Origin of the sequence: Streptomyces sp. P13-3-3, from assembly GCF_050571355.1 — a bacterium.
GTDB lineage: Bacteria > Actinomycetota > Actinomycetes > Streptomycetales > Streptomycetaceae > Streptomyces > Streptomyces althioticus.
Genome location: NZ_CP192228.1, coordinates 1,223,007 through 1,242,214 on the forward strand (window position 1 = coordinate 1,223,007; position 19,208 = coordinate 1,242,214).

A 19,208-nucleotide genomic window follows, 5' to 3' on the forward strand; every position below is an offset into this window, starting at 1 on the left:
TCTGCGGGGCGGTCAGACGAGCGCGGCCGCGGGGGCCGGCTCCTGGGCGTGCGGGGTGACGTGCTGGTTGGCGGGCCGCGGCAGGCCGTAGCGCTCGCGCAGGGTGCGCCGGGGGCCGTACTCGGTGCGGAACAGGCCGCGGGCGCGCAGGATCGGGACGACCTGGTCGACGAACGTCTCCAGACCGGACGGCAGCACCGCGGGCATGATGTTGAAACCGTCGGCGGCGCCCTCGGCGAACCACCGGCCGATGGTGTCGGCGACCTGCTCGGGCGTGCCGGCGAAGGTCAGGTGCCCGCGCCCGCCGCCCAGCCGCCCGATGAGCTGCCGCACGGTGAGCCGCTCGCGCCGGGCCAGCTCCACGATCAGCGTGTAGCGGCTCTTGGCGCCCTCGATCTCGTCCTCCGGGGGAAGGCCGTCGGGCAGCGGGCCGTCCAGGTCGAGCGTCCCGGGGGCGAGCCGCAGCAGCTCCTCCAGGCGGCGCACCCCGTGCTCGTGCACGATGTGCTCCTCCAGCACCCGCTCCAGGCGCCGTGCCTCGGCCTCGGTGGAGCCGACCACGGGCACGATGCCGGGCAGCACCTTGACGTGGTCCGGGTCGCGCCCGGCCGCGGCCGTACGGGCCTTGAGGTCGGCGTAGAAGGACTGAGCGTCGGCCAGGGTCTGCTGGGCCGTGAACACGGCCTCCGCGTGCCGCGCCGCGAACCGCTTGCCGTCCTCCGACGACCCGGCCTGCACCAGCAGCGGATACCCCTGCGGGGTGCGCGGCACGTTGAGCGCGCCCTCCACCCGGAAGTACGTCCCCTGGTGGCGCGGCGGGTGGATCCTGGCGTCGTCGCCCCACACCCCGGCCGCCTTGTCGGCGACGACCGTGTCGTCCTCCCAGCTGTCCCACAGCAGCCGGGCGACGTCCAGGAACTCGGCGGCGCGCGCGTACCGCTCGGCGTGCGCGGGCTCGGCGTCGAGACCGAAGTTGCGGGCCGCCTCGGCGCCGGCGGTGGTGACGATGTTCCAGCCGGCCCGCCCCTTGCTGACGATGTCGAGCGAGGCGAACTTGCGCGCCAGGTTGTAGGGCGAGTTGTACGACGTGGACGCCGTCGCGATCAGCCCGATGTGCTCGGTCGCGGTCGCCAGGGCGGTGAGCAGGGTGAGCGGCTCCAGCGCCCCGGCGGGACGCTGCGCCACGGAGCTCCACAGCTGGGGACCGTCGGCGAGGAACAACGAGTCGAACGTGCCCCGTTCGGCGGTCCGGGCCAGGCGCACGTAGTGGTCCAGGTCGACGTGGGCGTGCGGATCGCTCTCGGGCAGCCGCCAGGACGCCTCGTGGTGCCCGGTATTCATGAGGAAGGCGTTCAGATGGAGCTGTCTGGGCATGGGTGATCCCTTCGCGGTGCGGGGGTGGTGCGGACCGGGTGGTTCAGGTGCGGCGCGGGCGGGCGGTCACGGGGCGTCCTCGGAGACGCCGAGCGCCTTCAGCAGCCGGCCGCGGTACGCGCGGTGGGCGTCCGGGCCGTCACGGTCGACCGTCAGGTCGAGCCCGATCCGGCCGTCCTCCAGCACCAGCACCCGGTCCGCGAGGACGATCGCCTCGTCCACGTCGTGCGTGACCAGCAGCACCGACGGCCGGTGCCGCTCCCACAGCTGCCGCAGCAGCGCGTGCATCTTGATCCGGGTCAGCGCGTCCAGCGCCCCGAACGGCTCGTCCGCCAGCAGCAGTTCCGGCTCGCGCACCAGGGACCGGGCCAGGGCGGCCCGCTGCTGCTCACCGCCCGACAGCTCGCTCGCCCAGGCGCGTTCCCGGCCGCCGAGACCGACCTCGGCGAGCGCGGCCCGGCCGCGTTCCCCGGCGTCCTTGCCGTCCAGCCCGAGGAGCACGTTGGGCAGGATCCGGCGCCAGGGCAGCAGCCGGGAGTCCTGGAAGACCACCGACACCCGCTCGGGCGCGGTCAGCGTGCCGCTGCCCGCCACCCCGTGGTCGATGCCCGCGATCGCCCGCAGCAGCGTGCTCTTGCCGGAGCCGCTGTGCCCGAGCAGCGCGGTGAACTGCCCGGCGGGCAGGTCCAGGTCGACGCCGTCGAGGACCGTGCGTCCCTCGAAGGACCGGGTCAGGCCGCGCAGGCGCACGGCCGGCCGGGTCAGCTGCTCAGTGTGCGGCGCCATGACAGCACCCTCCGTTCGATCGCGCGGACGGCGGTGTCGGAGACCAGGCCGAAGAGGCCGTAGACGACGAGACCGACGAGGATGACGTCCGTCTGGCCGTAGTTCTGCGCCTGGAACATCAGGTAGCCGAGTCCGCTGGTGGCGTTGATCTGCTCGAGGACGACCAGGCCCAGCCAGGACCCGGTGACGCCGAGCCGCAGCCCGACGAAGAAGCCGGGCAGCGCGCCCGGCACGACGACCTGCCGGACGAAGGCGAACCGGGACAGGCCCTGCACCTCCGCCAGTTCCACGAAGCGGTGGTCGATGCCCGACAACGCGGCGTGGGTGTTCAGGTAGATCGGGATGTAGACGACGATGGCGATGATCGCGATCTTGAAGGTCTCGCCGATGCCCAGCCAGAGGATGAACAGCGGGATCAGGCCCAGCGTGGGCACCGCGCGGTTGAGCTGCACGCTGCCGTCGATCAACGCCTCGCCGATCCGGCTCAGCCCGGAGGCCAGGGCGAGCACGACGCCGGCGGTCAGGCCGATCGCGAACCCGGCCCCCGCGCGCCGCAAAGAGGTGAGGACGTCGTCGGTCAGCGTGCCCTCGGTCCACAGCCGGATTCCCGTCTCCACCACCGTCCAGGGCGCGGGGATCGCGCCGGGGTCCAGCTGTCCGGCGGCGGAGGCGGCGGCCCACAGCGTCAGCACGAGCAGGGGGCCGGTGATCCGGGTGGCGGGGAGCCGTTTGCCGGGCGACAGCCGTCGTCGTCGCCGTACCTGGTGCTCCTCCTCGACGGTGGCGGGCGGTGCGGGAGCGGTCGTGGTCGTTGTCGTGGTCGTTGTCGTGGTCACGGCGGTCACCTCCGGTACTCCGCGGGAACGGCCCGCGCGGCGAGCGACTCGAACCGCCGGTCGAAGAGGGCGTCGACCGAGAACTTCTTCACGTAGCCGCCCTCCGCGAGCAGATCGGCGGTCTCCTGCTCCCACGCGATCGCCTCGTCCCAACGCGGCGGGAAGTAGGGCTTGTTGGCGAGGGCCGTGATGGACTCGGCCTGGGAGAGCGTGAGGTTCTGCGTCTTGACGTAGTACTCCCTGTTCCACACGTCCGGGTGCTCGTACTGCCACACCGCGCCCTTGGCCCAGTACGGGATGTACGCGGCGACCGCGGCGGCCTTGTCCCGGTCCGCGAGCACCTCGGCCGGCGCCCACAGCAGGTTGAGCAGGTCCACCACGTCGGTGGGGATGGTGCGGGCGCCCTTCGGCCCGTACTGCTTCAGATAGGACGGGGCCTGGCTGATGCCCAGCGGGGCGATGTCCACCTGCCCGGACTGCAGGGCGGTGAGGAACTGGTTGCTGGTCAGCGGGACCAGTTCGGCGTCGTCGTACCGCAGGCCGGCCTCCTTGAGAGCCCGCAGCAGCACCACGCCCTGCGCCTGGCCCTGCGAGAACGCCAGCCGTTCGCCCCGGAAATCGGCGACCGTCCGGATGTCGCTGCCGGGCCTGGTGGCGAAGAGGTAGTTGGGCTTGCGGGTGACGTTGATGGCGACGATCCGCGCGTCGAAGCCCTGGTAGAAGGCCTGGATGGGCGGGATCCCCGCGTTGTTGGCGAGGTCCAGGGACTTGGCGCGGAAGGCGTTGATGACGTCGGGACCGGCCCCGATGTTCAGCCACTCCGCCACCTCGAACGGCAGGTCGTCGAGGCCGGCGAGCTTCAGCTGGATCTGCTGGAAGTTCTCGAACGAGGAGATCTTCAGACGCGTGCCGGGCGGAACCTTGTCGGCCAGCGGTGCCTTCAGGGCGGCCTCGTCGGCCGCGGCCCCGGCCTCCGCGCAGCCGCTCAGTCCGGCAGCGGCGGCGGTGACGCCGAGCAGGGAGGTGAGGAAGAGACGCCGGTCGAGGCCGGCCGCCGGTGGTGCGGGCATGAGGAAACTCCCGGGGATGGGGAAATACGCACAGGGATGTGCGCGGAACGGAAAGGCAGGCGGAATCAACGGGCGGAAAACGCCCGTGGGGAAAAGCGCGCGAAAAAGGGAGGACGCCGCGGGAGATCGCGCGTCAACGTGTCAGCAACAGAGGGTGCGACAGCTCATGACCAGCATGTTCCTTGTTCCTGAAGGGGGCTGTCAATATTCGGAGTTTCTGAATTAAATACGCTCTGGTGACGCGCTCAGCGGATCCCGGTAGAGCACGTCGAGAGCGACCGCCCCACCCGCGACGGCCAGCACGGATTCCGGGAAACTCGTCGGCGTCACCGTGGCCGCGCGCGCCGGATCCAGCTCGCCACGCAGCGCCGCGAGACAGTCCGGCCGGTGGATGACGCCGATCTCCGTGACGATGACGCTCTCCGGATTGAGGACGTCCGTCAGCAGTCCGACCGCGCGCCCCACCATGCGGGCACGCTCCCGCAGCAGCCGCGCCGCCACCGGATGCCCGGCCGCCGCCGCGTCGACCACGTGCAGCGGGTCGCGCCCGTCGCACACGCCCGCCTCCCGGGCCCGCCGGCACAGGGTGCGCTCGCTCAACTCGGCCTGGAGACACCCGGTCCGGCCGCACGGGCAGCGCTCGGTGCCGCCCACCAGCGGGAGATGGGCGATCGCGCCCGCCTGGGACCGCGGCCCGTGGTGCACCTCGTCACGGGTGGCGAAGGCCGCGTCGACGATGTTCCCGGCGAACAGGTGCAGCGCACTCCCGCCGGCCCGGCCGAACAGCCGCTCCGCGTCCGCCAACGCCCGTGCGTGCCCGTCCACATGGACCGGCAGCCCGGTACGGGCGCGCAGCACCTCCCGCGCCGGGACCTCCCGCCAGCCCAGCAGCGGATGGTCGACGACGGTGCCGGCCGCGCGGTCCACCCAGCCGCCGGAGGCGAAGCCGACCCCGAGCGGCCGCCGCTCCGGCACCCGCTCCAGCAGGTCCGCCAGACCGCCGGCGGCCCGCTCCAGCACCCGCACCGGGTCGGTGTCCGGGTGCGGCAGCCTCCGCTCGGCCACCACCCGGCCGCGCAGGTCCAGCAGCGCCACCGTGGTGTACGGCACCGCCACATGGACCCCGCCGACCACCAGGCCCGACCCGTCCAGGTCGAGGGGCAGGTGCGGGCGCCCCACCCCGCCCGAGCGACGCGGGGCCGTCGCCTCACGGACCAGGCCGAGCTCCGTCAGACGGGCGCAGTGGTCGGTCACGGAGGCCGGCGACAGGCCGGTGAGCCGCGCGATGGTGGAGCGTGCCACCGGACCGTGCTCCAGCACGCACCGCAGCACGGTGCGGGCACTGGTGCGCCGCCGGTCGGGGTCGGCGGCACGCGCCGGACGGGCGGGGGAGCGGGGCGGGGGTGCCACGGTACGAAGCATGGGGAACTTCCTCGGGAACGGGTCCGAATCTGCGCCGTCGTGGATGAGCCGAGGCGCGTCGGATCCGCTCCGCCCGCCTCGTCAGAGGAGGCGACAGGCGGCCGCGCCCACGCGTCGCAGATCGACGTGGCGACGCGAGGTGAAGTTCCGGGACTGGGCGACCATGGCCCGAAGCTAGCAAACGGCCCGACCCGCTGCCCAGACCGTGACCGACGGGCGAGACGGCCCGCCCGCCCGCACCGGTCCGCGTTGGTGGATCCCTACAGCCGCCGCCGCGCGGGCCCGTGTCGGCGACACCACGTCACCTCAGTGACCCGTGTCACCTCTCACGGGGTGTGGGCCCTGTCCTTTGTCCGGAGCCCACCAAGTCCCTGATCGAGCCTTTGTCGAGCGCTGCTGGTGATCGGCGCGGGGGCGCCGGTATAGCGTCGCCGTGTTCCCACTTGCCCTCACCCCGGGGAGTCCCCATGAGCACCGCCACCGTCACCTCCGCCCGGCCCGGACAGGTCCTCGCCGACCTCGTCCCCGCCTCCCGCGTCCGGGACGCGGCCCTCGTGCTCGGCGGCGCCGCGCTCACCGGTCTCGCCGCCCAGATCGCGGTGCCCGTGCCCGGCTCCCCGGTGCCGGTGACCGGCCAGACCTTCGCGGCGCTCCTCGTCGGCACCACCCTCGGCGCCCGCCGCGGCTTCGCCTCGCTCGCGGTGTACGCGCTGGTGGGCACGGCGGGCGTGCCGTGGTTCGCGGAGGGCAAGTCCGGGATGGGCATGCCGTCGTTCGGCTACATCCTAGGCATGCTGCTGGCGTCCGTCGTCGTGGGCGCGCTCGCCCGCCGCGGCGCCGACCGCTCCGCCTGGCGCACGGCCGGCACGATGCTGCTCGGCTCGGCGGTCATCTACGCCGTCGGCGTGCCGTACCTGGCCCTGGCCACCGGGATGTCCGCCTCCGCCGCGATCGCGGCCGGCCTGACCCCGTTCCTCATCGGTGACGCGCTGAAGGCGGCGCTCGCCATGGGTCTGCTGCCGACCGCCTGGAAGCTCGTCGACAAGCGCTGACGCCTCCCCTCCACGCCGAAGGGCCCGGCGGACGCTGTGCGAGCGTCCGCCGGGCCCTTCGGCGTGCGTGGGGTACGGGTCAGCCCGCCCGCGCCTCGTCCCGTTCCGGGGCGGTGGCGGCCTTCCGTCCGGCCGGCCGCTGCCTGACCAGCGAGATCGCCAGCACCACGGCCGCGACCAGCATCGTCAGCAGCATCGTGGACCGGCCGTCGTGCTCGGTGTCGGTGAGCATGTAGATCAGCACGAACACGATGAACGCGATGCTCAGCCAGGTCAGGTACGGGTACAGCCACATCCGCACGACCAGCTTCTCCGGCGCCTCCGCCTGGATGATCTTCCGCATCCGCAGCTGCGAGAAGCAGATCACCAGCCACACGAACAGCGCGACCGCGCCGGAGGAGTTGACCAGGAAGAGGAACACGGAGTCGGGGAACTTGTAGTTGAAGAAGACCGCGACGAAGCCGAACACGACCGACACGAGGATCGCGGCGCGCGGCACGCCCCGGTGGCTGGTCCGGGCGAACGCCTTCGGCGCGTCCCCGCGCTCGCCGAGCGAGAAGGCCATCCGGGAGGCCGTGTAGAGCCCGGAGTTGAGGCAGGAGAGCACGGACGTCAGCACGATGAAGTTCATGATCTGACCCGCGTGCGCGATGCCGAGGGAGTCCAGCGCGGCGACGTACGAGCCGTCCTCGGCGATGGCCTCGCTGTCCCAGGGGAGCAGGCAGACCACGACGAGGATCGAGCCGAGGTAGAAGACGCCGATCCGCCAGATGATGCTGTTGGTCGCCTTGGTGACGGCCCGCTGCGGGTCCTCCGACTCGCCGGCCGCCAGAGTGGCGATCTCGCTGCCCATGAAGGAGAACACCACGAGCAGGATGCCGGTGAGGATGGCGCCCGCGCCGTTCGGCAGGAAGCCGCCGTGGCCGGTCAGGTTGGACAGGCCCGCCTGGTCGCTGTCGACGCCGGGCAGCACGCCGAAGACGGCCAGCCCGCCGACGACGATGAACGCGCCGATGGCGACGACCTTGATGCCGGCGAACCAGAACTCGAACTCGCCGTAGGAGCCGACCGAGGCCAGGTTGGTCGCGGTGAGCACCACCATCACGATGAGCGCCCAGCCCCACTGCGGGACGGCGGGTATCCACCCTTCGAGGATGGCGGCGCCCGCGGTCGCCTCCACGGCGAGCACCACGACCCAGAAGAACCAGTACAGCCAGCCGATGGTGAAGCCGGCCCAGGGGCCGAGGGCACGGTCGGCGTGCGCGGAGAAGGAGCCGGAGGTCGGGTTCGCCGCGGACATCTCGCCGAGCATCCGCATCACCAGCACCACGAGCGTGCCGACGAGCGCGTACGACAGGAGGATGCCGGGACCGGTGGTGGCGATGCCGGTGCTGGATCCGACGAAGAGTCCGGCGCCGATGACACCGCCGATGGCGATCATCGACAGGTGCCGGTTCTTGAGACCGGCCTGGAGTCCGGAGCCCTGGGGCGGGCCTCCGGAGCCCTCGGGGCCGTCACCGGCCTTGGTGAGGGTCGGCTGCGAAGTCATGTGGGGGTCTTCCTTTGCGCCGGTTGAGCGGTACCCGTACGAGCGGTGTACGAGCTGAACCAGTGAAACGGAGGCGTACTTTCACAGGAACCTTTGATTTCCAATCTTTACCCGAGCTTTTCCTGAGGTCCTGTGGATTGGCTCACACTTTTCACACCGCCCACCCCGCGCCGCTTCCCCGCGGCGGCCGTGTCACACTCGACGCATGCGCGTGTATCTCGGCTCCGACCATGCGGGCTACGAACTGAAGAACCACCTCGTCGAGTGGCTCAAGGAGGCGGGGCACGAACCCGTCGACTGCGGCCCGCACATCTACGACGCCCAGGACGACTACCCGCCGTTCTGCCTCCGCGCCGCGGAGCGGACCGCCGCGGACCCCGGCTCCCTCGGCATCGTGATCGGCGGCTCCGGCAACGGCGAGCAGATCGCCGCGAACAAGGTCAAGGGCGTACGGGCCGCCCTGGCGTGGAGCGAGCAGACCGCCGCGCTGGGACGCGAGCACAACGACGCCAACGTGGTCGCCGTCGGCGCGCGCATGCACAGCCAGGAGGAGGCGACGAAGTTCGTCGAGATCTTCCTCAACACCCCGTTCTCGGGTGACGAGCGCCACATCCGCCGGATCGACATGCTCGCCGGCTACGAGACCACCGGCGACCTCCCGCCGATCCCGGCGCACCACCCGCAGCAGTAACGACCCGACACGGACAGCGGAGCGAGCGAGGGGGACCGTGCCCGAGGGACACACCATCCACCGGCTGGCCGAGGACTACGCCAAGGCCTTCCGGGCGGACTCCTCCCTGCGCGTCACCAGCCCCCAGGGCAAGTTCAGCGACGCCGCGGCCCTCCTCGACCGCACCCCGCTGCGCACCACCGACGCCCACGGCAAGCACCTCTTCCTGGGCTTCGGCGACCCCGGCCACCCGGAGTGGGTGCACATCCACCTCGGCCTGTTCGGCAAGGTCACCTTCGGCCCCGCCCCGGCGCCGCCGCCCACCGACACCGTGCGGCTGCGCCTGGCCGGCGCCACCGCCCACGTGGACCTGCGCGGCCCCACCACCTGCGCCCTGATCACGGAGCCCGAGAAGCGGGCGATACACGACCGGCTCGGCCCGGACCCGCTCCGGCCCGACGCCGACCCCGGGCAGGCCTGGCGCAGGATCAGCCGCAGCCGCACGACCATCGCCGCGCTCCTCATGGACCAGAAGGCCGTCGCGGGCGTCGGCAACGTCTACCGCGCCGAGGTGCTCTTCCGGCACGGCATCGACCCCTACCGGGCCGGCAGGGACCTCACCCGCGCGGAGTGGGACGCGATCTGGGACGACCTGGTGGTCCTGATGCGCGAGGGCGTCCGGAACAACCGCATCGACACCGTCCGCCCCGAGCACACCCCCGAGGCCATGGGCCGCCCGCCGCGCGTCGACGACCACGGCGGCGAGGTGTACGTCTACCGCCGGGCGAACCTGCCCTGCCACATCTGCGGCGGCGAGATCCGCACCGCCGATCTCGCCGCGCGCAACCTCTTCTGGTGCCCCGGCTGCCAGCGGGCCTGACCTCCTCAGCGGGTCAGAAGCCGTGCGGCAGCCACGGCGCCGGATCGCTGCCGAACGCCGCCGACGCCTCGGCCAGCGCACCCTCCCGCAGCTCCCGCACCCGCCCGGCCGCCGCCAGCGCGGTCAGGCTCACCCCGCCCAGGTAGGCGGCGCCCAGCTCCCGCACCGACAGGGCCAGATCGGCCGCGTCCCGGGTGGGCTCGCAGACCGCCCCCTTGGCGTCCCCGCTCAGCCGCCACCGCCCCGTGTTCCACGGGCAGAAGGTGTCCTCCACCTCCAGCACCACGTCCACCGGCGTGCGGTACGTGCGCGCCGCGAGCGCCGCACCCACCTCCACCGGACGCACGTACAGCGCGTCCCGCAGCGCCGGACGACAGCGCCGTACGTCCTTCACCAGGTACTGCCAGGCGTCGTCCACCGGCCGGCCCCGCATCCGCAGTGTCGACGTCAGGTCCAGGTCGAACAGGAACCGCCACAGCGCCGCTCCCGCCGCCGGGTCCAGTGCGTCCAGGGCGCTCAGCACCACCTCGCCCTCGGGCCCGCCCTGCCCCCAGGACGGCTTCACCCGGAACCGCGCGTACCCGACCGTCGCGCCGTCGCGCTCGGCGACCACGCACTGCAGCGGCGACGCCCCGCCCCGCTCGCTCTCCGGGTCCAGCACCCCCACCTTCTCCCAGCCGGGCCGCCGCGCCAGCATCCCGGGCCGCCCCGGCACCAGCCGTGCGTAGACCGCCTCGCACGCGTCCAGCACCTCGGCCGGGTCGGCGTAGCGCAGCCGTACGTCATCCGTACCGTCCGGCACCGACAGACCGGCGCGCAGGGTGTCGATCTCCGCGTCCAGCTGGAAGGTGGCCGCTCCGTAGCCGAACCGGCCGTAGATCGCCGGCTCCGACGCCGTCAGCACCGCCAGCGACTCGCCCCAGGAGCGGACGTCGTCCAGCTGCCGGCGCATCATGGCGGTCAGCAGCCCGCGACGCCGGTGGGTGGCGGCCACGCTCACCATCGTCACGCCCGCGGCCGGCACCGACGCCCCGCCGGGCACGGTCAGCCGGAAGGAGAAGGCACCCCCGGACGCCACGCACCGGTCACCGTCCCAGGCCGCCAGGAAACGGCCGAACTCGGTGAGCTCGCGCCACAGTCGGCGCTCCTCGTCGGCCTCGGGCAGCCCGCCGAAGGCCCGCAGCAGGTTCCCGTAGGCGCTGTCCCACTCGTCCGGCCGGAGGCTGCGCAGTTCGGGCGCCGGGCCCGTGTGATCGTCCACCATGGCGCCATGCCTACCAGGGCCGCGGAATCGGAGCGAGGCAATTTCCGCCGCCCGGGCCCCGGAACGGCCTCCGGTGAAGTTCACTGTGATTCCGACCCCCGTCAGGGGGGACAAGCTGGACCTCCCGTGCCAAGCGGCCGGTTGGATGGATAGGGTCCCGAACTGATGGCAGCAGGACGAGAGCGGCGCGCGGCGGCCGAGACGTTCACGGCCCGGTTGAAGAAGCAGTGGCACCGGGCCCGCGTCGGCGTGCGCCGGGCCGCCGTCGACTACTTCCGCGGTGACGGCTCGGACTGGATCGCGCTCGCCGGACTGCTCCTCACGGTCCCGCTGATCGCCGCCGGCACCCTCGCCAACTCCGTGTGGTGCTCGCCGGCCGCCCTGTGCATCCCGATCGTCGCGGGCGGCCTGCTGCTGCGCCCGGCCAGTCTGCTCGGGCTCTACGCGGCGGCGGCCACCGCGCTGATCGTGGAGGCCGTGCAACTCGGCCCCTACACCGAGGGCGTGGCACGGGTCACACCCGGCGTGGTGCTGGTCGTCGCGGCCTGCGGCTTCTTCGGGCTGCTCGTCGCCCAGTTCCGCAGCCGGGTCGGCGTTCCCTGGCGGCGCGGCGGCACCATGCTGTTCGACCTGCGCGAGCGCATCCGGGTGCAGAGCAAGCTGCCCAAGCTGCCGACGGGCTGGCACCGGGAGATGGCGCTCCGTCCCGCGGGCGGCCAGTCCTTCTCCGGCGACTTCGTGGTCGCGGCCCGCACCAACGGCGGACGCACCCTGGAGGTCGTCCTCACCGACGTCTCCGGCAAGGGCATGGACGCCGGCTCGCGCGCCCTGCTGCTGTCCGGCGCCTTCGGCGGCCTGCTCGGCAGCCTGCCCCCGCACGACTTCCTGCCCGCCGCCAACGGCTATCTGCTCCGCCAGGACTGGGACGAGGGCTTCGCCACCTCCATCCACCTGGTCCTCGACCTCGACTCCGGCGACTACGAGCTCTACTCCGCGGGACACCCGCCGGGCCTCCAGCTCAGCGCGGGCAGCGGCCGGTGGGAGGAGAAGGCCGCCGACGGACCCCTGCTCGGCGTGTACGACGGCGCCCAGTTCGACCCGGTGAAGGGCTCGCTGCGCCCCGGCGACGTGCTGATGCTGTTCACCGACGGCCTGGTGGAGACCTCCGACCGGGACATGGTCGAGGGCATCGACCGGCTCACCGGCGAGGCCGACCGCTACGTCGCCGGCGGCTTCCACGGCGCCGCCTGGCACCTCATCGAAGCCGTCGCCAAGGACGTCAACGACGACCGGGCCCTGCTGCTGATCTGCCGCGAGGGACCCACCGCGGCCGCGGCACGCTGAGCCGCGCCGGGCACACTGGTCGTGTGAACCGGACACCGATCATGGACCTGGCCGAGGTGGAGGCCACCGCCCGCGCCGCGCACACCGGCCAGACCGACAAGGCGGGCCGCCCCTACGCCGAGCACCTTCAGGCGGTCGCCGAGGGCGTCCGGCTCCGGGGCGGCGACGACGAACAGATCGCGGCGGCCTGGCTGCACGACGCCGTGGAGGACGACAAGCTCAGCCACGCCTGGCTGGAGGAGGCGGCGCTCACCCGGCGCACCAAGGACATCGTGCTCGCCGTGACCAAGCGGTCCGGCGAGCCGCCCGAGGAGTACGCGGCCCGCATCCTCGCCACCCCGGGCGCCCTGCTGGTGAAGGAGGCGGACCTGGCGCACAACGCCGACCCGGCCCGCCTCGCCGTCCTGGACGACGCCACCCGCACCCGGCTGACCGCCAAGTACGCGCGGATGCGCGCCCTGCTCGGCCTGGCCTAGACGGAGACCTTCTCGCCCGGGGTGCGCACCTCGGCGACCCGGGGCCGCTCACGGACCCGGGCCGCCTCGCCCGCGTCCCGGCGGAACGCCCAGTCCATGCGCGGCTCCACGACGCAGCGCAGCGCCCGCTGCACCGGCCGGGTGCACAGCAGCGTCACGGCGGCGGCCGCGAAGACGGTGAGCCCCAGCACACCGAGCGGCTCGTGCAGCGCGGGCTGGTCGTAGAAGTCCGTGTAGTTGCCCGCGCGCACCAGGAAGGCGTGCAGCAGGTAGCCGTAGATGGTGCCCGCGCCGAGGGACGTGAACCACATGCGGCGGCGCGGCACCCAGGCGAGGAAGCAGACGGTCATCACCAGCGAGCAGCCGAGCGTGGCCCACACCGTGACCGGGCCGGTCCACCAGGCGGTGCCCAACTCCTGGGCGGCGTCGCTGTGGTACAACCAGCCCAGCCTCATGTACGGCATCGTCGCCCAGGCCGTGACCGCCGCCGCGACGAACACCGGCACGGACGCCAGGCGCACCGAGCGGCGCTTGACCATCCGGAAGTGCTCGGGACGCAGCGTCAGACCCAGCACGAAGAAGGGGAGGAACTGCAGTACCCGCTGGAGCTCCAGGTCGTCGCCGATCTGCGGGGACACCGAGCCGAGCGCGGCGAGGACCAGCGACACCGGCAGCGGATGCTTGATCGTCTTCCACACCGGCGTGGTGATCCGCCACACGAACAGCGCGCACAGGAACCACAGGTGGTACGTGGGGTCCAGCAGCGTGATGCCGTGCCCCGGCTCGTCGTTGCCGTAGCGCTGGAAGAGGGAGTACGCGGTCTCGAAGACCACGTAGGGGACGACGACTCCCGTGATCAGCCGCTGGACGTGCTTGGGGCGCAGGTCGAAGCTGCGCGAGAAGTAGCCGGAGATGAGGATGAACGCCGGCATGTGGAAGGTGTAGACGACCCGGTAGGCCGTCTCGACCGCCCCTTCGTCCAGGAGTTGCCCCCAGGCGTGGCCGACGGCCACCAGCACGATCGCCAGGTACTTGGCGTTGTCGAAGAAGGCGTCGCGCTGTCTGCCTCCCGGGGCGGGCCGGGCGCCCTCCGGGGTCCTGGTGCGCGGGGTCGGCACTCCGTCCGCCGGCGTCTGCACCGGAGGGAGCGGCGTCCTGCTGTTGCCGTACGGTCGCTGCGAGTTCGTCACTGGCCCTCCCGGCGGTGGAACGGGGAGGCGATCGGGGAGCTCGCTGCGCTTGCGGGGGACGAGGCAGCGTGGAACATCTCAGGCACCCTAGCGTCGTCTTCGGGAATCCGTAAAACGCCCGACGTCATTCCTGGTTATCGCGTTCGAGTACCCCGGATTCGGCAATGCGCGCATGGTGTGGGCGTGATGGGCAACACAAGTGAAGAGATGCCGTGTTCCAGCTCTCGCACGCCGTTCTTGTCAGGATTGTTCGGGATGATTCCGGTCATGGGGGCGGGTGGCGACTCCGGTGACATGTCCCCTTGCCGGGGTGGAACGGGCGTAATTCGAATCACCTGCGAACACCGTGTGAGGGCACGGAAAAGGTGGAGTTCGTAAGTCCCCTGTAAGCGCCCATGGGGCCGCTCAATTCCCCGTGCGGGTGTTCCCTCGAATTGCCGTGCGACAAACAGGTGTTGTTTCTTGGTGTCCGGTGCGGCGGTGGCGGCGGCGGGACCGCGGTGCGGACGATGTGTCAGCCGCCGGTTAGGGCGGGCCTGTTGGTGGCACGATGGTTCTGGCGGGGTGCGCGGGGATGCGTCGCCCGGGCCGGCGAAGCCGAACCGACCAAGGGTGTGATCAGTTGTGGCCATTTCACTGTCAGTGGTGCTGCTGTTGGCGATCATCCTGGTGGTGCTGCTGAGAGGTGGCTCCATCAAGGCCGGCCCGGCGATCGTCGCCGTCCTCTTCGGCTTCTTCCTCGCCTCGACGGGCATGGCCGACGACATCCAGCGCTTCCTGGACTCGATAGCCGACATGATCAACTCCATCAGCTTCTGACCCCGCCCGCGGCAGGGGTCCCCACCGACACGCCTCAGGGCCGGCCCGGACACCCCGGGGCCGGCCCTGAGGCGCGTCGGACCCTCGCGCCTATGGCCGCCGCCGCAGGCGACGTCGATCACGGAGGGGGCGCGGGACGTGAGTGCGGAGGGGGCACGGGACGTGGAGCGGAAAGGGCGGATGCGGCGCGCGGCGCTGTCCGGTGCGGCCGTGACGGCCGGACCGGCGGTCGCGGCCGTGGCCGCCTTCGGGTACGAGGCCGGCCTGCCGTGGTGGGGCATCGCGGCGGCCGGCGTACTGGTGGCACCGCCGGCGGGCTGGGCCGGGTCGCGGATCGGCCGCCTCCGCGGTCTCCGCGACGAGGTCCTGGAACCCGGGGAGAAGGCACTCGGCGTCTACGCCGTCCAGCCCCCGTACAGGGAGCACCTCCCGCCGGACGCCCATGAGGGTCCGCAGTACGAACTGCGGCTGACCACACGCCACCTGGAGATGTGGGAGCGCGCCGTCCTGCTGTGGCGCCACCCGCTGCCGGAGCTGCGCCTGCTCGCCGAGGGCCCGCGGCTGCGCGTCTTCCACGACGGGCGCGAGGCCGGGACGATGCTCCTGGGACGGAACGCACAGGAGGTGCGGGACCTCGCCCGGCGGCACGGGGCCTCCTGAGGCTTCCAGTCCGAGGTGCGACGAAGGCCCAGGGAGCGGGTTGCATACCCTCTCACCTGGGCCTTCGGCCGTTCAGAGCGGGCGACGGGAATCGAACCCGCGTAGCCAGTTTGGAAGACTGGGGCTCTACCATTGAGCTACGCCCGCACGGTGCGCGCCGCGCGTCGGTGACCGCGGCACTGACAGGCATCGTAGCGGGTCGTACGTCCTCGTCGCACACCCCGTGTCCGGCAGGCCGCCGTACGGACGCGGCGCCCGTAAAGGCGGCGGACCTTTCGCCCGCGTGCATGTACCCTACGGATCGCACCAGACGGGGTGTGGCGCAGCTTGGTAGCGCGTCCGCTTTGGGAGCGGAAGGCCGTGGGTTCAAATCCCGCCACCCCGACCAGCCACCTGCTCACCGATGGTGATCGCCTTTTGGGTGCCGCAGCCGCTGCCGTTACTATGCAAGCTGCACGCCCGTGTGTCTCTGAAAGTCCTCCGGGCGGCGAATCGGCCGGACCGCTCTGGTCCCGGCAGAACCCGAGAAGTCAGCCACAAGGAGACCGAACCGTGAAGAGCGCCGTGGAGACCCTGAACCCGACCCGGGTTCGGCTCACTGTCGAGGTGCCCTTCGAGGAGCTCAAGGACAGCCTCGACGCGGCGTACAAGAAGATCAACCAGCAGGTCACGGTGAAGGGCTTCCGCAAGGGCAAGATCCCGGCCCGGGTCATCGACCAGCGTTTCGGCCGCGGTGCGGTGCTGGAGGAGGCGGTCAACGACGCCCTCCCGAAGTTCTACACCGACGCCGTGAACGAGGCGGAGCTGAGCCCCCTGGGCCAGCCCGAGGTCGACATCACGGAGCTGAAGGACGGCGAGACGCTGAACTTCACCGCCGAGGTCGACATCCGCCCGGCCATCGAGATCCCGGACTACTCCGGCATCGAGGTCGAGGTCGACGCCGTCGAGGTCACCGACGAGGACGTGGAGAAGTCCGTGGAGCAGCTCCGTGAGCGCTTCGCCTCCACGACCCCGGTCGAGCGGGCCGCCGAGGACGGCGACGTGGTCACCATCGACCTCGAGGCCAAGGTCGACGGAGAGGTCCTCGAGGACGGCGTCGCCAGCGGCGTCTCCTACACGATCGGCTCCGGCGAGCTGCTGGACGGGATCGACGACGCCGTGAAGGGCCTGGAGGCCGGTGGCGAGGCCACCTTCACCTCCGAGCTGAAGGGCGGCTCGGCGGCCGGCAAGGAGGCCGAGGTCACCGTCAAGGTCACCCAGGTCGCCAAGCGTGAGCTGCCCGAGCTGGACGACGACTTCGCCCAGCTCGCCTCCGAGTTCGACACCCTCGAGGAGCTGAAGGCGGACAGCCGCAAGCGCCTCGAGAACATGAAGCAGTACGACCAGGCCACGCAGGCCCAGGAGCGCGTCCTGGACAAGCTGCTCGAGCTGGTCGAGGTGCCCGTCCCCGAGAAGCTGCTCGAGGACGAGATCAACACCCGTAAGCACAACCTCGAGCACCACCAGCTGGGCCAGATGGGCCTGGACCTCGCGAAGTACCTGGAGATCCAGGGCAAGACCGAGGAGGAGTTCGAGAACGAGACCCGCGAGGCCGCGGTCAAGGGCATCAAGACCCAGTTCGTTCTCGACGAGCTCGTGAAGCAGGAGAAGCTCAACGTCAACCAGGAGGAGCTCACCGAGCACCTCATGCGGCGTGCGGCCTCCTCCGGCATGTCCCCCGACCAGTTCGCGCAGGCCGTCGTCGAGCAGGGCCAGGTCCCGCTGCTCGTCGGCGAGGTCGCCCGCGGCAAGGCGCTGGCCGTCGTGGTCGAGAAGGCCACGGTCAAGGACACCAACGGCGAGACCGTCGACCTCGAGGACGACGAGGACGAGGCCGCCGAGGCCGAGACCTCCGAGGCCGCGGCCGACGAGAAGGCCGAGGAGAAGACCGAGGGCTGAGCCCCGGCACGGTGATCGACCGAGAAGGCCCCGGGTTGAAACCCGGGGCCTTCTCGCCACCAGGGGCCCGGACAGCCTCAGGGGCGCGGGGAACTGCGCGAGCGACCACGACGCACCCGCGGCCGGCCACCGGGGCGCGCCCCACGACGTGACCGACCGCCCCACGACGTGACCGCACCGCCCCACGACCTGACCGCACGCCCCGCGGCGGGGCCACGCCCGCCCCGCGCCGACTACGCCCCCGGCGAACACTCCCATCTCCGGGATTCCCCGAAGGGACCCGCGCGTTAGGGTCCATGAATACCAGGGCAGTGGAGTCTCCGATACGGCTCCCGCCCCCGCAGGGAACACGTGAGACGGCCCGGCGCCGTCGTAAGACGAGCAGGTGGATACGTGACGAATCTGATGCCTTCAGCCGCCGGCGAGCCTTCCATCGGTGGTGGCCTCGGCGACCAGGTCTACAACCGGCTGCTCGGCGAGCGGATCATCTTCCTCGGCCAGCCGGTCGACGACGACATCGCGAACAAGATCACCGCACAGCTGCTGCTCCTTGCCTCGGACCCCGACAAGGACATCTACCTCTACATCAACAGCCCCGGCGGTTCGATCACGGCCGGCATGGCGATCTACGACACCATGCAGTACATCAAGAACGACGTGGTGACGATCGCCATGGGTCTCGCGGCGTCCATGGGGCAGTTCCTGCTCAGCGCGGGCACGCCCGGCAAGCGCTTCGCGCTGCCGAACGCCGAGATCCTGATCCACCAGCCCTCCGCAGGCCTCGCCGGCTCCGCCTCGGACATCAAGATCCACGCCGAGCGGCTGCTGCACACCAAGCGGCGCATGGCCGAGCTCACCGCCCAGCACACGGGCCAGACGGTCGAGCAGATCACCCGTGACTCGGACCGTGACCGCTGGTTCGACGCCTTCGAGGCCAAGGAGTACGGCCTCATCGACGACGTGATCGCCACGGCCGCCGGCATGCCGGGCGGCGGCGGCACCGGGGCCTGAGCGGTGCTGCGAGGCTCCACGAGCCCCGTAGGACCCCGCCCGGGCCCGTGACAGAGCCCGGGGCCCCAGCAGCCCCAGCCGACCGCCTCAGCCCCTTTCAGGAGACACCGTGAACGCATTCCCCGGCAGCGGGATCTACGACCGTATGCAGGCCGTGCAGGACATGTCCGGCTCGCAGGGCCGCTACACCGGTCCGCAGGCCGAGTCCCGTTACGTCATTCCGCGCTTCGTCGAGCGCACCTCCCAGGGCATCCGCGAGTACGACCCGTACGCGAAGCTCTTCGAGGAGCGTGTGATCTTCCTCGGCGTGCAGATCGACGACGCCTCCGCCAACGACGTCATGGCGCAGCTGCTGTGCCTGGAGTCGATGGACCCCGACCGGGACATCTCGGTCTACATCAACAGCCCCGGCGGCTCCTTCACCGCGCTCACCGCGATCTACGACACGATGCAGTACGTGAAGCCGGACATCCAGACGGTGTGCATGGGCCAGGCGGCCTCCGCCGCCGCCGTCCTGCTCGCCGCCGGCACGCCCGGCAAGCGCATGGCGCTGCCGAACGCCCGGGTGCTGATCCACCAGCCGTACAGCGAGACCGGCCGTGGTCAGGTCTCCGACCTGGAGATCGCCGCCAACGAGATCCTCCGCATGCGCACGCAGCTGGAGGACATGCTGGCCAAGCACTCGACCCGTCCGATCGAGAAGATCCGCGAGGACATCGAGCGCGACAAGATCCTCACGGCCGAGGACGCGCTGGAGTACGGCCTGATCGACCAGATCATCACCACCCGGAAGATGGACAACTCCAGCCTGCGCTGAGGCACGGCTGGGGTGTAACGTCTGCCGCCCCTTGGCACGGTTTGGCACGG

19 protein-coding genes and 2 tRNA genes are annotated in these 19,208 nt (G+C 71.6%); 11 read left to right on the plus strand and 10 right to left on the minus strand.

Features of this window, described 5'->3' with window-relative positions; genetic code table 11:
• Window positions 1-12: 12 nt before the first annotated feature.
• From ACQZOG_RS05575 to ACQZOG_RS05600, 6 genes are all read right to left on the minus strand, one after another.
• The gene (locus ACQZOG_RS05575; RefSeq protein WP_365165267.1) at window positions 13-1,374 is read right to left on the minus strand and encodes an LLM class flavin-dependent oxidoreductase; all 1,362 of its coding nucleotides are present in this window, start codon (window positions 1,372-1,374) and stop codon (window positions 13-15) included.
• 66 nt (window positions 1,375-1,440) lie between these two features.
• Window positions 1,441-2,160 (minus strand): ABC transporter ATP-binding protein, encoded by a 720-nt coding sequence (locus tag ACQZOG_RS05580; protein WP_430741337.1) that lies wholly within the window; start codon window positions 2,158-2,160, stop codon window positions 1,441-1,443.
• Window positions 2,136-3,005, minus strand: coding sequence for an ABC transporter permease (locus ACQZOG_RS05585; protein WP_359569287.1), 870 nt, complete (start codon window positions 3,003-3,005; stop codon window positions 2,136-2,138). Before ACQZOG_RS05585 ends, ACQZOG_RS05580 begins: the two co-directional genes overlap by 25 nt.
• Complete coding sequence (locus ACQZOG_RS05590) at window positions 3,002-4,066, minus strand: ABC transporter substrate-binding protein (protein WP_037639507.1); 1,065 nt, start codon at window positions 4,064-4,066, stop codon at window positions 3,002-3,004. Before ACQZOG_RS05590 ends, ACQZOG_RS05585 begins: the two co-directional genes overlap by 4 nt.
• A gap of 222 nt (window positions 4,067-4,288) precedes the next feature.
• The gene (locus ACQZOG_RS05595; protein WP_033276857.1) at window positions 4,289-5,488 is read right to left on the minus strand and encodes an ROK family transcriptional regulator; all 1,200 of its coding nucleotides are present in this window, start codon (window positions 5,486-5,488) and stop codon (window positions 4,289-4,291) included.
• 81 nt (window positions 5,489-5,569) lie between these two features.
• The gene (locus ACQZOG_RS05600; protein ID WP_350328531.1) at window positions 5,570-5,653 is read right to left on the minus strand and encodes a putative leader peptide; all 84 of its coding nucleotides are present in this window, start codon (window positions 5,651-5,653) and stop codon (window positions 5,570-5,572) included.
• A gap of 302 nt (window positions 5,654-5,955) precedes the next feature.
• Here ACQZOG_RS05600 and ACQZOG_RS05605 point away from each other — a divergent pair, with 302 nt between their 5' ends.
• Window positions 5,956-6,540: a biotin transporter BioY gene (locus tag ACQZOG_RS05605; RefSeq protein ID WP_430741338.1), complete on the plus strand. Its 585-nt coding sequence runs from the start codon at window positions 5,956-5,958 to the stop codon at window positions 6,538-6,540.
• Between the two features lie 79 nt (window positions 6,541-6,619).
• On the opposite strand, the gene ACQZOG_RS05610 is transcribed toward ACQZOG_RS05605, so the two are convergent.
• Complete coding sequence (locus ACQZOG_RS05610; RefSeq protein ID WP_033276859.1) at window positions 6,620-8,089, minus strand: amino acid permease; 1,470 nt, start codon at window positions 8,087-8,089, stop codon at window positions 6,620-6,622.
• Between the two features lie 205 nt (window positions 8,090-8,294).
• On the opposite strand from ACQZOG_RS05610, the gene ACQZOG_RS05615 reads away from it, so the two are divergent.
• Both ACQZOG_RS05615 and ACQZOG_RS05620 read left to right on the plus strand, forming a co-directional pair.
• Window positions 8,295-8,780 (plus strand): ribose-5-phosphate isomerase, encoded by a 486-nt coding sequence (locus tag ACQZOG_RS05615; protein ID WP_033276860.1) that lies wholly within the window; start codon window positions 8,295-8,297, stop codon window positions 8,778-8,780.
• A 37-nt stretch (window positions 8,781-8,817) separates the two neighbouring features.
• Window positions 8,818-9,639 carry an Fpg/Nei family DNA glycosylase gene (locus tag ACQZOG_RS05620; protein ID WP_033276861.1) on the plus strand — a complete coding sequence of 274 codons (822 nt, stop codon included), beginning with the start codon at window positions 8,818-8,820 and terminating at the stop codon, window positions 9,637-9,639.
• A 13-nt stretch (window positions 9,640-9,652) separates the two neighbouring features.
• On the opposite strand, the gene ACQZOG_RS05625 is transcribed toward ACQZOG_RS05620, so the two are convergent.
• Window positions 9,653-10,903, minus strand: coding sequence for a GNAT family N-acetyltransferase (locus tag ACQZOG_RS05625; protein ID WP_230227936.1), 1,251 nt, complete (start codon window positions 10,901-10,903; stop codon window positions 9,653-9,655).
• A 165-nt stretch (window positions 10,904-11,068) separates the two neighbouring features.
• Between ACQZOG_RS05625 and ACQZOG_RS05630 the strand changes: the two genes are divergently transcribed.
• Together ACQZOG_RS05630 and ACQZOG_RS05635 are read left to right on the plus strand one after the other, a co-directional pair.
• Complete coding sequence (locus tag ACQZOG_RS05630) at window positions 11,069-12,247, plus strand: PP2C family protein-serine/threonine phosphatase (protein WP_033276863.1); 1,179 nt, start codon at window positions 11,069-11,071, stop codon at window positions 12,245-12,247.
• A 41-nt stretch (window positions 12,248-12,288) separates the two neighbouring features.
• Window positions 12,289-12,723 (plus strand): HD domain-containing protein, encoded by a 435-nt coding sequence (locus ACQZOG_RS05635; RefSeq protein ID WP_033276864.1) that lies wholly within the window; start codon window positions 12,289-12,291, stop codon window positions 12,721-12,723.
• Here the strand turns inward: ACQZOG_RS05635 and ACQZOG_RS05640 are convergent.
• Entirely contained in the window at window positions 12,720-13,913 is a 1,194-nt protein-coding gene (locus ACQZOG_RS05640) for an acyltransferase family protein (RefSeq protein ID WP_037639497.1), read from the minus strand. The genes ACQZOG_RS05635 and ACQZOG_RS05640 overlap by 4 nt on opposite strands.
• A 624-nt stretch (window positions 13,914-14,537) precedes the next feature.
• Between ACQZOG_RS05640 and ACQZOG_RS05645 the strand changes: the two genes are divergently transcribed.
• Both ACQZOG_RS05645 and ACQZOG_RS05650 read left to right on the plus strand, forming a co-directional pair.
• Entirely contained in the window at window positions 14,538-14,732 is a 195-nt protein-coding gene (locus ACQZOG_RS05645) for a hypothetical protein (RefSeq protein ID WP_024887528.1), read from the plus strand.
• A gap of 138 nt (window positions 14,733-14,870) precedes the next feature.
• The gene (locus ACQZOG_RS05650) at window positions 14,871-15,392 is read left to right on the plus strand and encodes a hypothetical protein (protein ID WP_261675016.1); all 522 of its coding nucleotides are present in this window, start codon (window positions 14,871-14,873) and stop codon (window positions 15,390-15,392) included.
• Between the two features lie 76 nt (window positions 15,393-15,468).
• Here the strand turns inward: ACQZOG_RS05650 and ACQZOG_RS05655 are convergent.
• Window positions 15,469-15,539: transfer RNA gene (locus ACQZOG_RS05655), tRNA-Gly, on the minus strand.
• A gap of 164 nt (window positions 15,540-15,703) precedes the next feature.
• On the opposite strand from ACQZOG_RS05655, the gene ACQZOG_RS05660 reads away from it, so the two are divergent.
• From ACQZOG_RS05660 to ACQZOG_RS05675, 4 genes are all read left to right on the plus strand, one after another.
• Window positions 15,704-15,780: transfer RNA gene (locus ACQZOG_RS05660), tRNA-Pro, on the plus strand.
• Between the two features lie 164 nt (window positions 15,781-15,944).
• Window positions 15,945-17,330, plus strand: a complete 1,386-nt coding sequence (tig, locus tag ACQZOG_RS05665) for a trigger factor (protein ID WP_033276866.1) — start codon at window positions 15,945-15,947, stop codon at window positions 17,328-17,330.
• Between the two features lie 405 nt (window positions 17,331-17,735).
• Window positions 17,736-18,341: an ATP-dependent Clp protease proteolytic subunit gene (locus ACQZOG_RS05670; RefSeq protein ID WP_006133589.1), complete on the plus strand. Its 606-nt coding sequence runs from the start codon at window positions 17,736-17,738 to the stop codon at window positions 18,339-18,341.
• 109 nt (window positions 18,342-18,450) lie between these two features.
• Window positions 18,451-19,158, plus strand: coding sequence for an ATP-dependent Clp protease proteolytic subunit (locus ACQZOG_RS05675; RefSeq protein WP_033276868.1), 708 nt, complete (start codon window positions 18,451-18,453; stop codon window positions 19,156-19,158).
• The last annotated feature ends 50 nt before the right edge of the window (window positions 19,159-19,208 follow it).

What these genes read in the sequence shown, in the direction of transcription:
- ACQZOG_RS05575 (WP_365165267.1), bottom strand. Translation starts at nt 1,374, where the DNA reads ATGCCCAGACAGCTCCATCTGAACGCCTTCCTCATGAATACCGGGCAC.
- ACQZOG_RS05580 (WP_430741337.1), bottom strand. Translation starts at nt 2,160, where the DNA reads ATGGCGCCGCACACTGAGCAGCTGACCCGGCCGGCCGTGCGCCTGCGC.
- ACQZOG_RS05590 (WP_037639507.1), bottom strand. Translation starts at nt 4,066, where the DNA reads ATGCCCGCACCACCGGCGGCCGGCCTCGACCGGCGTCTCTTCCTCACC.
- ACQZOG_RS05595 (WP_033276857.1), bottom strand. Translation starts at nt 5,488, where the DNA reads ATGCTTCGTACCGTGGCACCCCCGCCCCGCTCCCCCGCCCGTCCGGCG.
- ACQZOG_RS05600 (WP_350328531.1), bottom strand. Translation starts at nt 5,653, where the DNA reads ATGGTCGCCCAGTCCCGGAACTTCACCTCGCGTCGCCACGTCGATCTG.
- ACQZOG_RS05605 (WP_430741338.1), top strand. Translation starts at nt 5,956, where the DNA reads ATGAGCACCGCCACCGTCACCTCCGCCCGGCCCGGACAGGTCCTCGCC.
- ACQZOG_RS05610 (WP_033276859.1), bottom strand. Translation starts at nt 8,089, where the DNA reads ATGACTTCGCAGCCGACCCTCACCAAGGCCGGTGACGGCCCCGAGGGC.
- ACQZOG_RS05615 (WP_033276860.1), top strand. Translation starts at nt 8,295, where the DNA reads ATGCGCGTGTATCTCGGCTCCGACCATGCGGGCTACGAACTGAAGAAC.
- ACQZOG_RS05625 (WP_230227936.1), bottom strand. Translation starts at nt 10,903, where the DNA reads ATGGTGGACGATCACACGGGCCCGGCGCCCGAACTGCGCAGCCTCCGG.
- ACQZOG_RS05630 (WP_033276863.1), top strand. Translation starts at nt 11,069, where the DNA reads ATGGCAGCAGGACGAGAGCGGCGCGCGGCGGCCGAGACGTTCACGGCC.
- ACQZOG_RS05635 (WP_033276864.1), top strand. Translation starts at nt 12,289, where the DNA reads ATGGACCTGGCCGAGGTGGAGGCCACCGCCCGCGCCGCGCACACCGGC.
- ACQZOG_RS05670 (WP_006133589.1), top strand. Translation starts at nt 17,736, where the DNA reads ATGCCTTCAGCCGCCGGCGAGCCTTCCATCGGTGGTGGCCTCGGCGAC.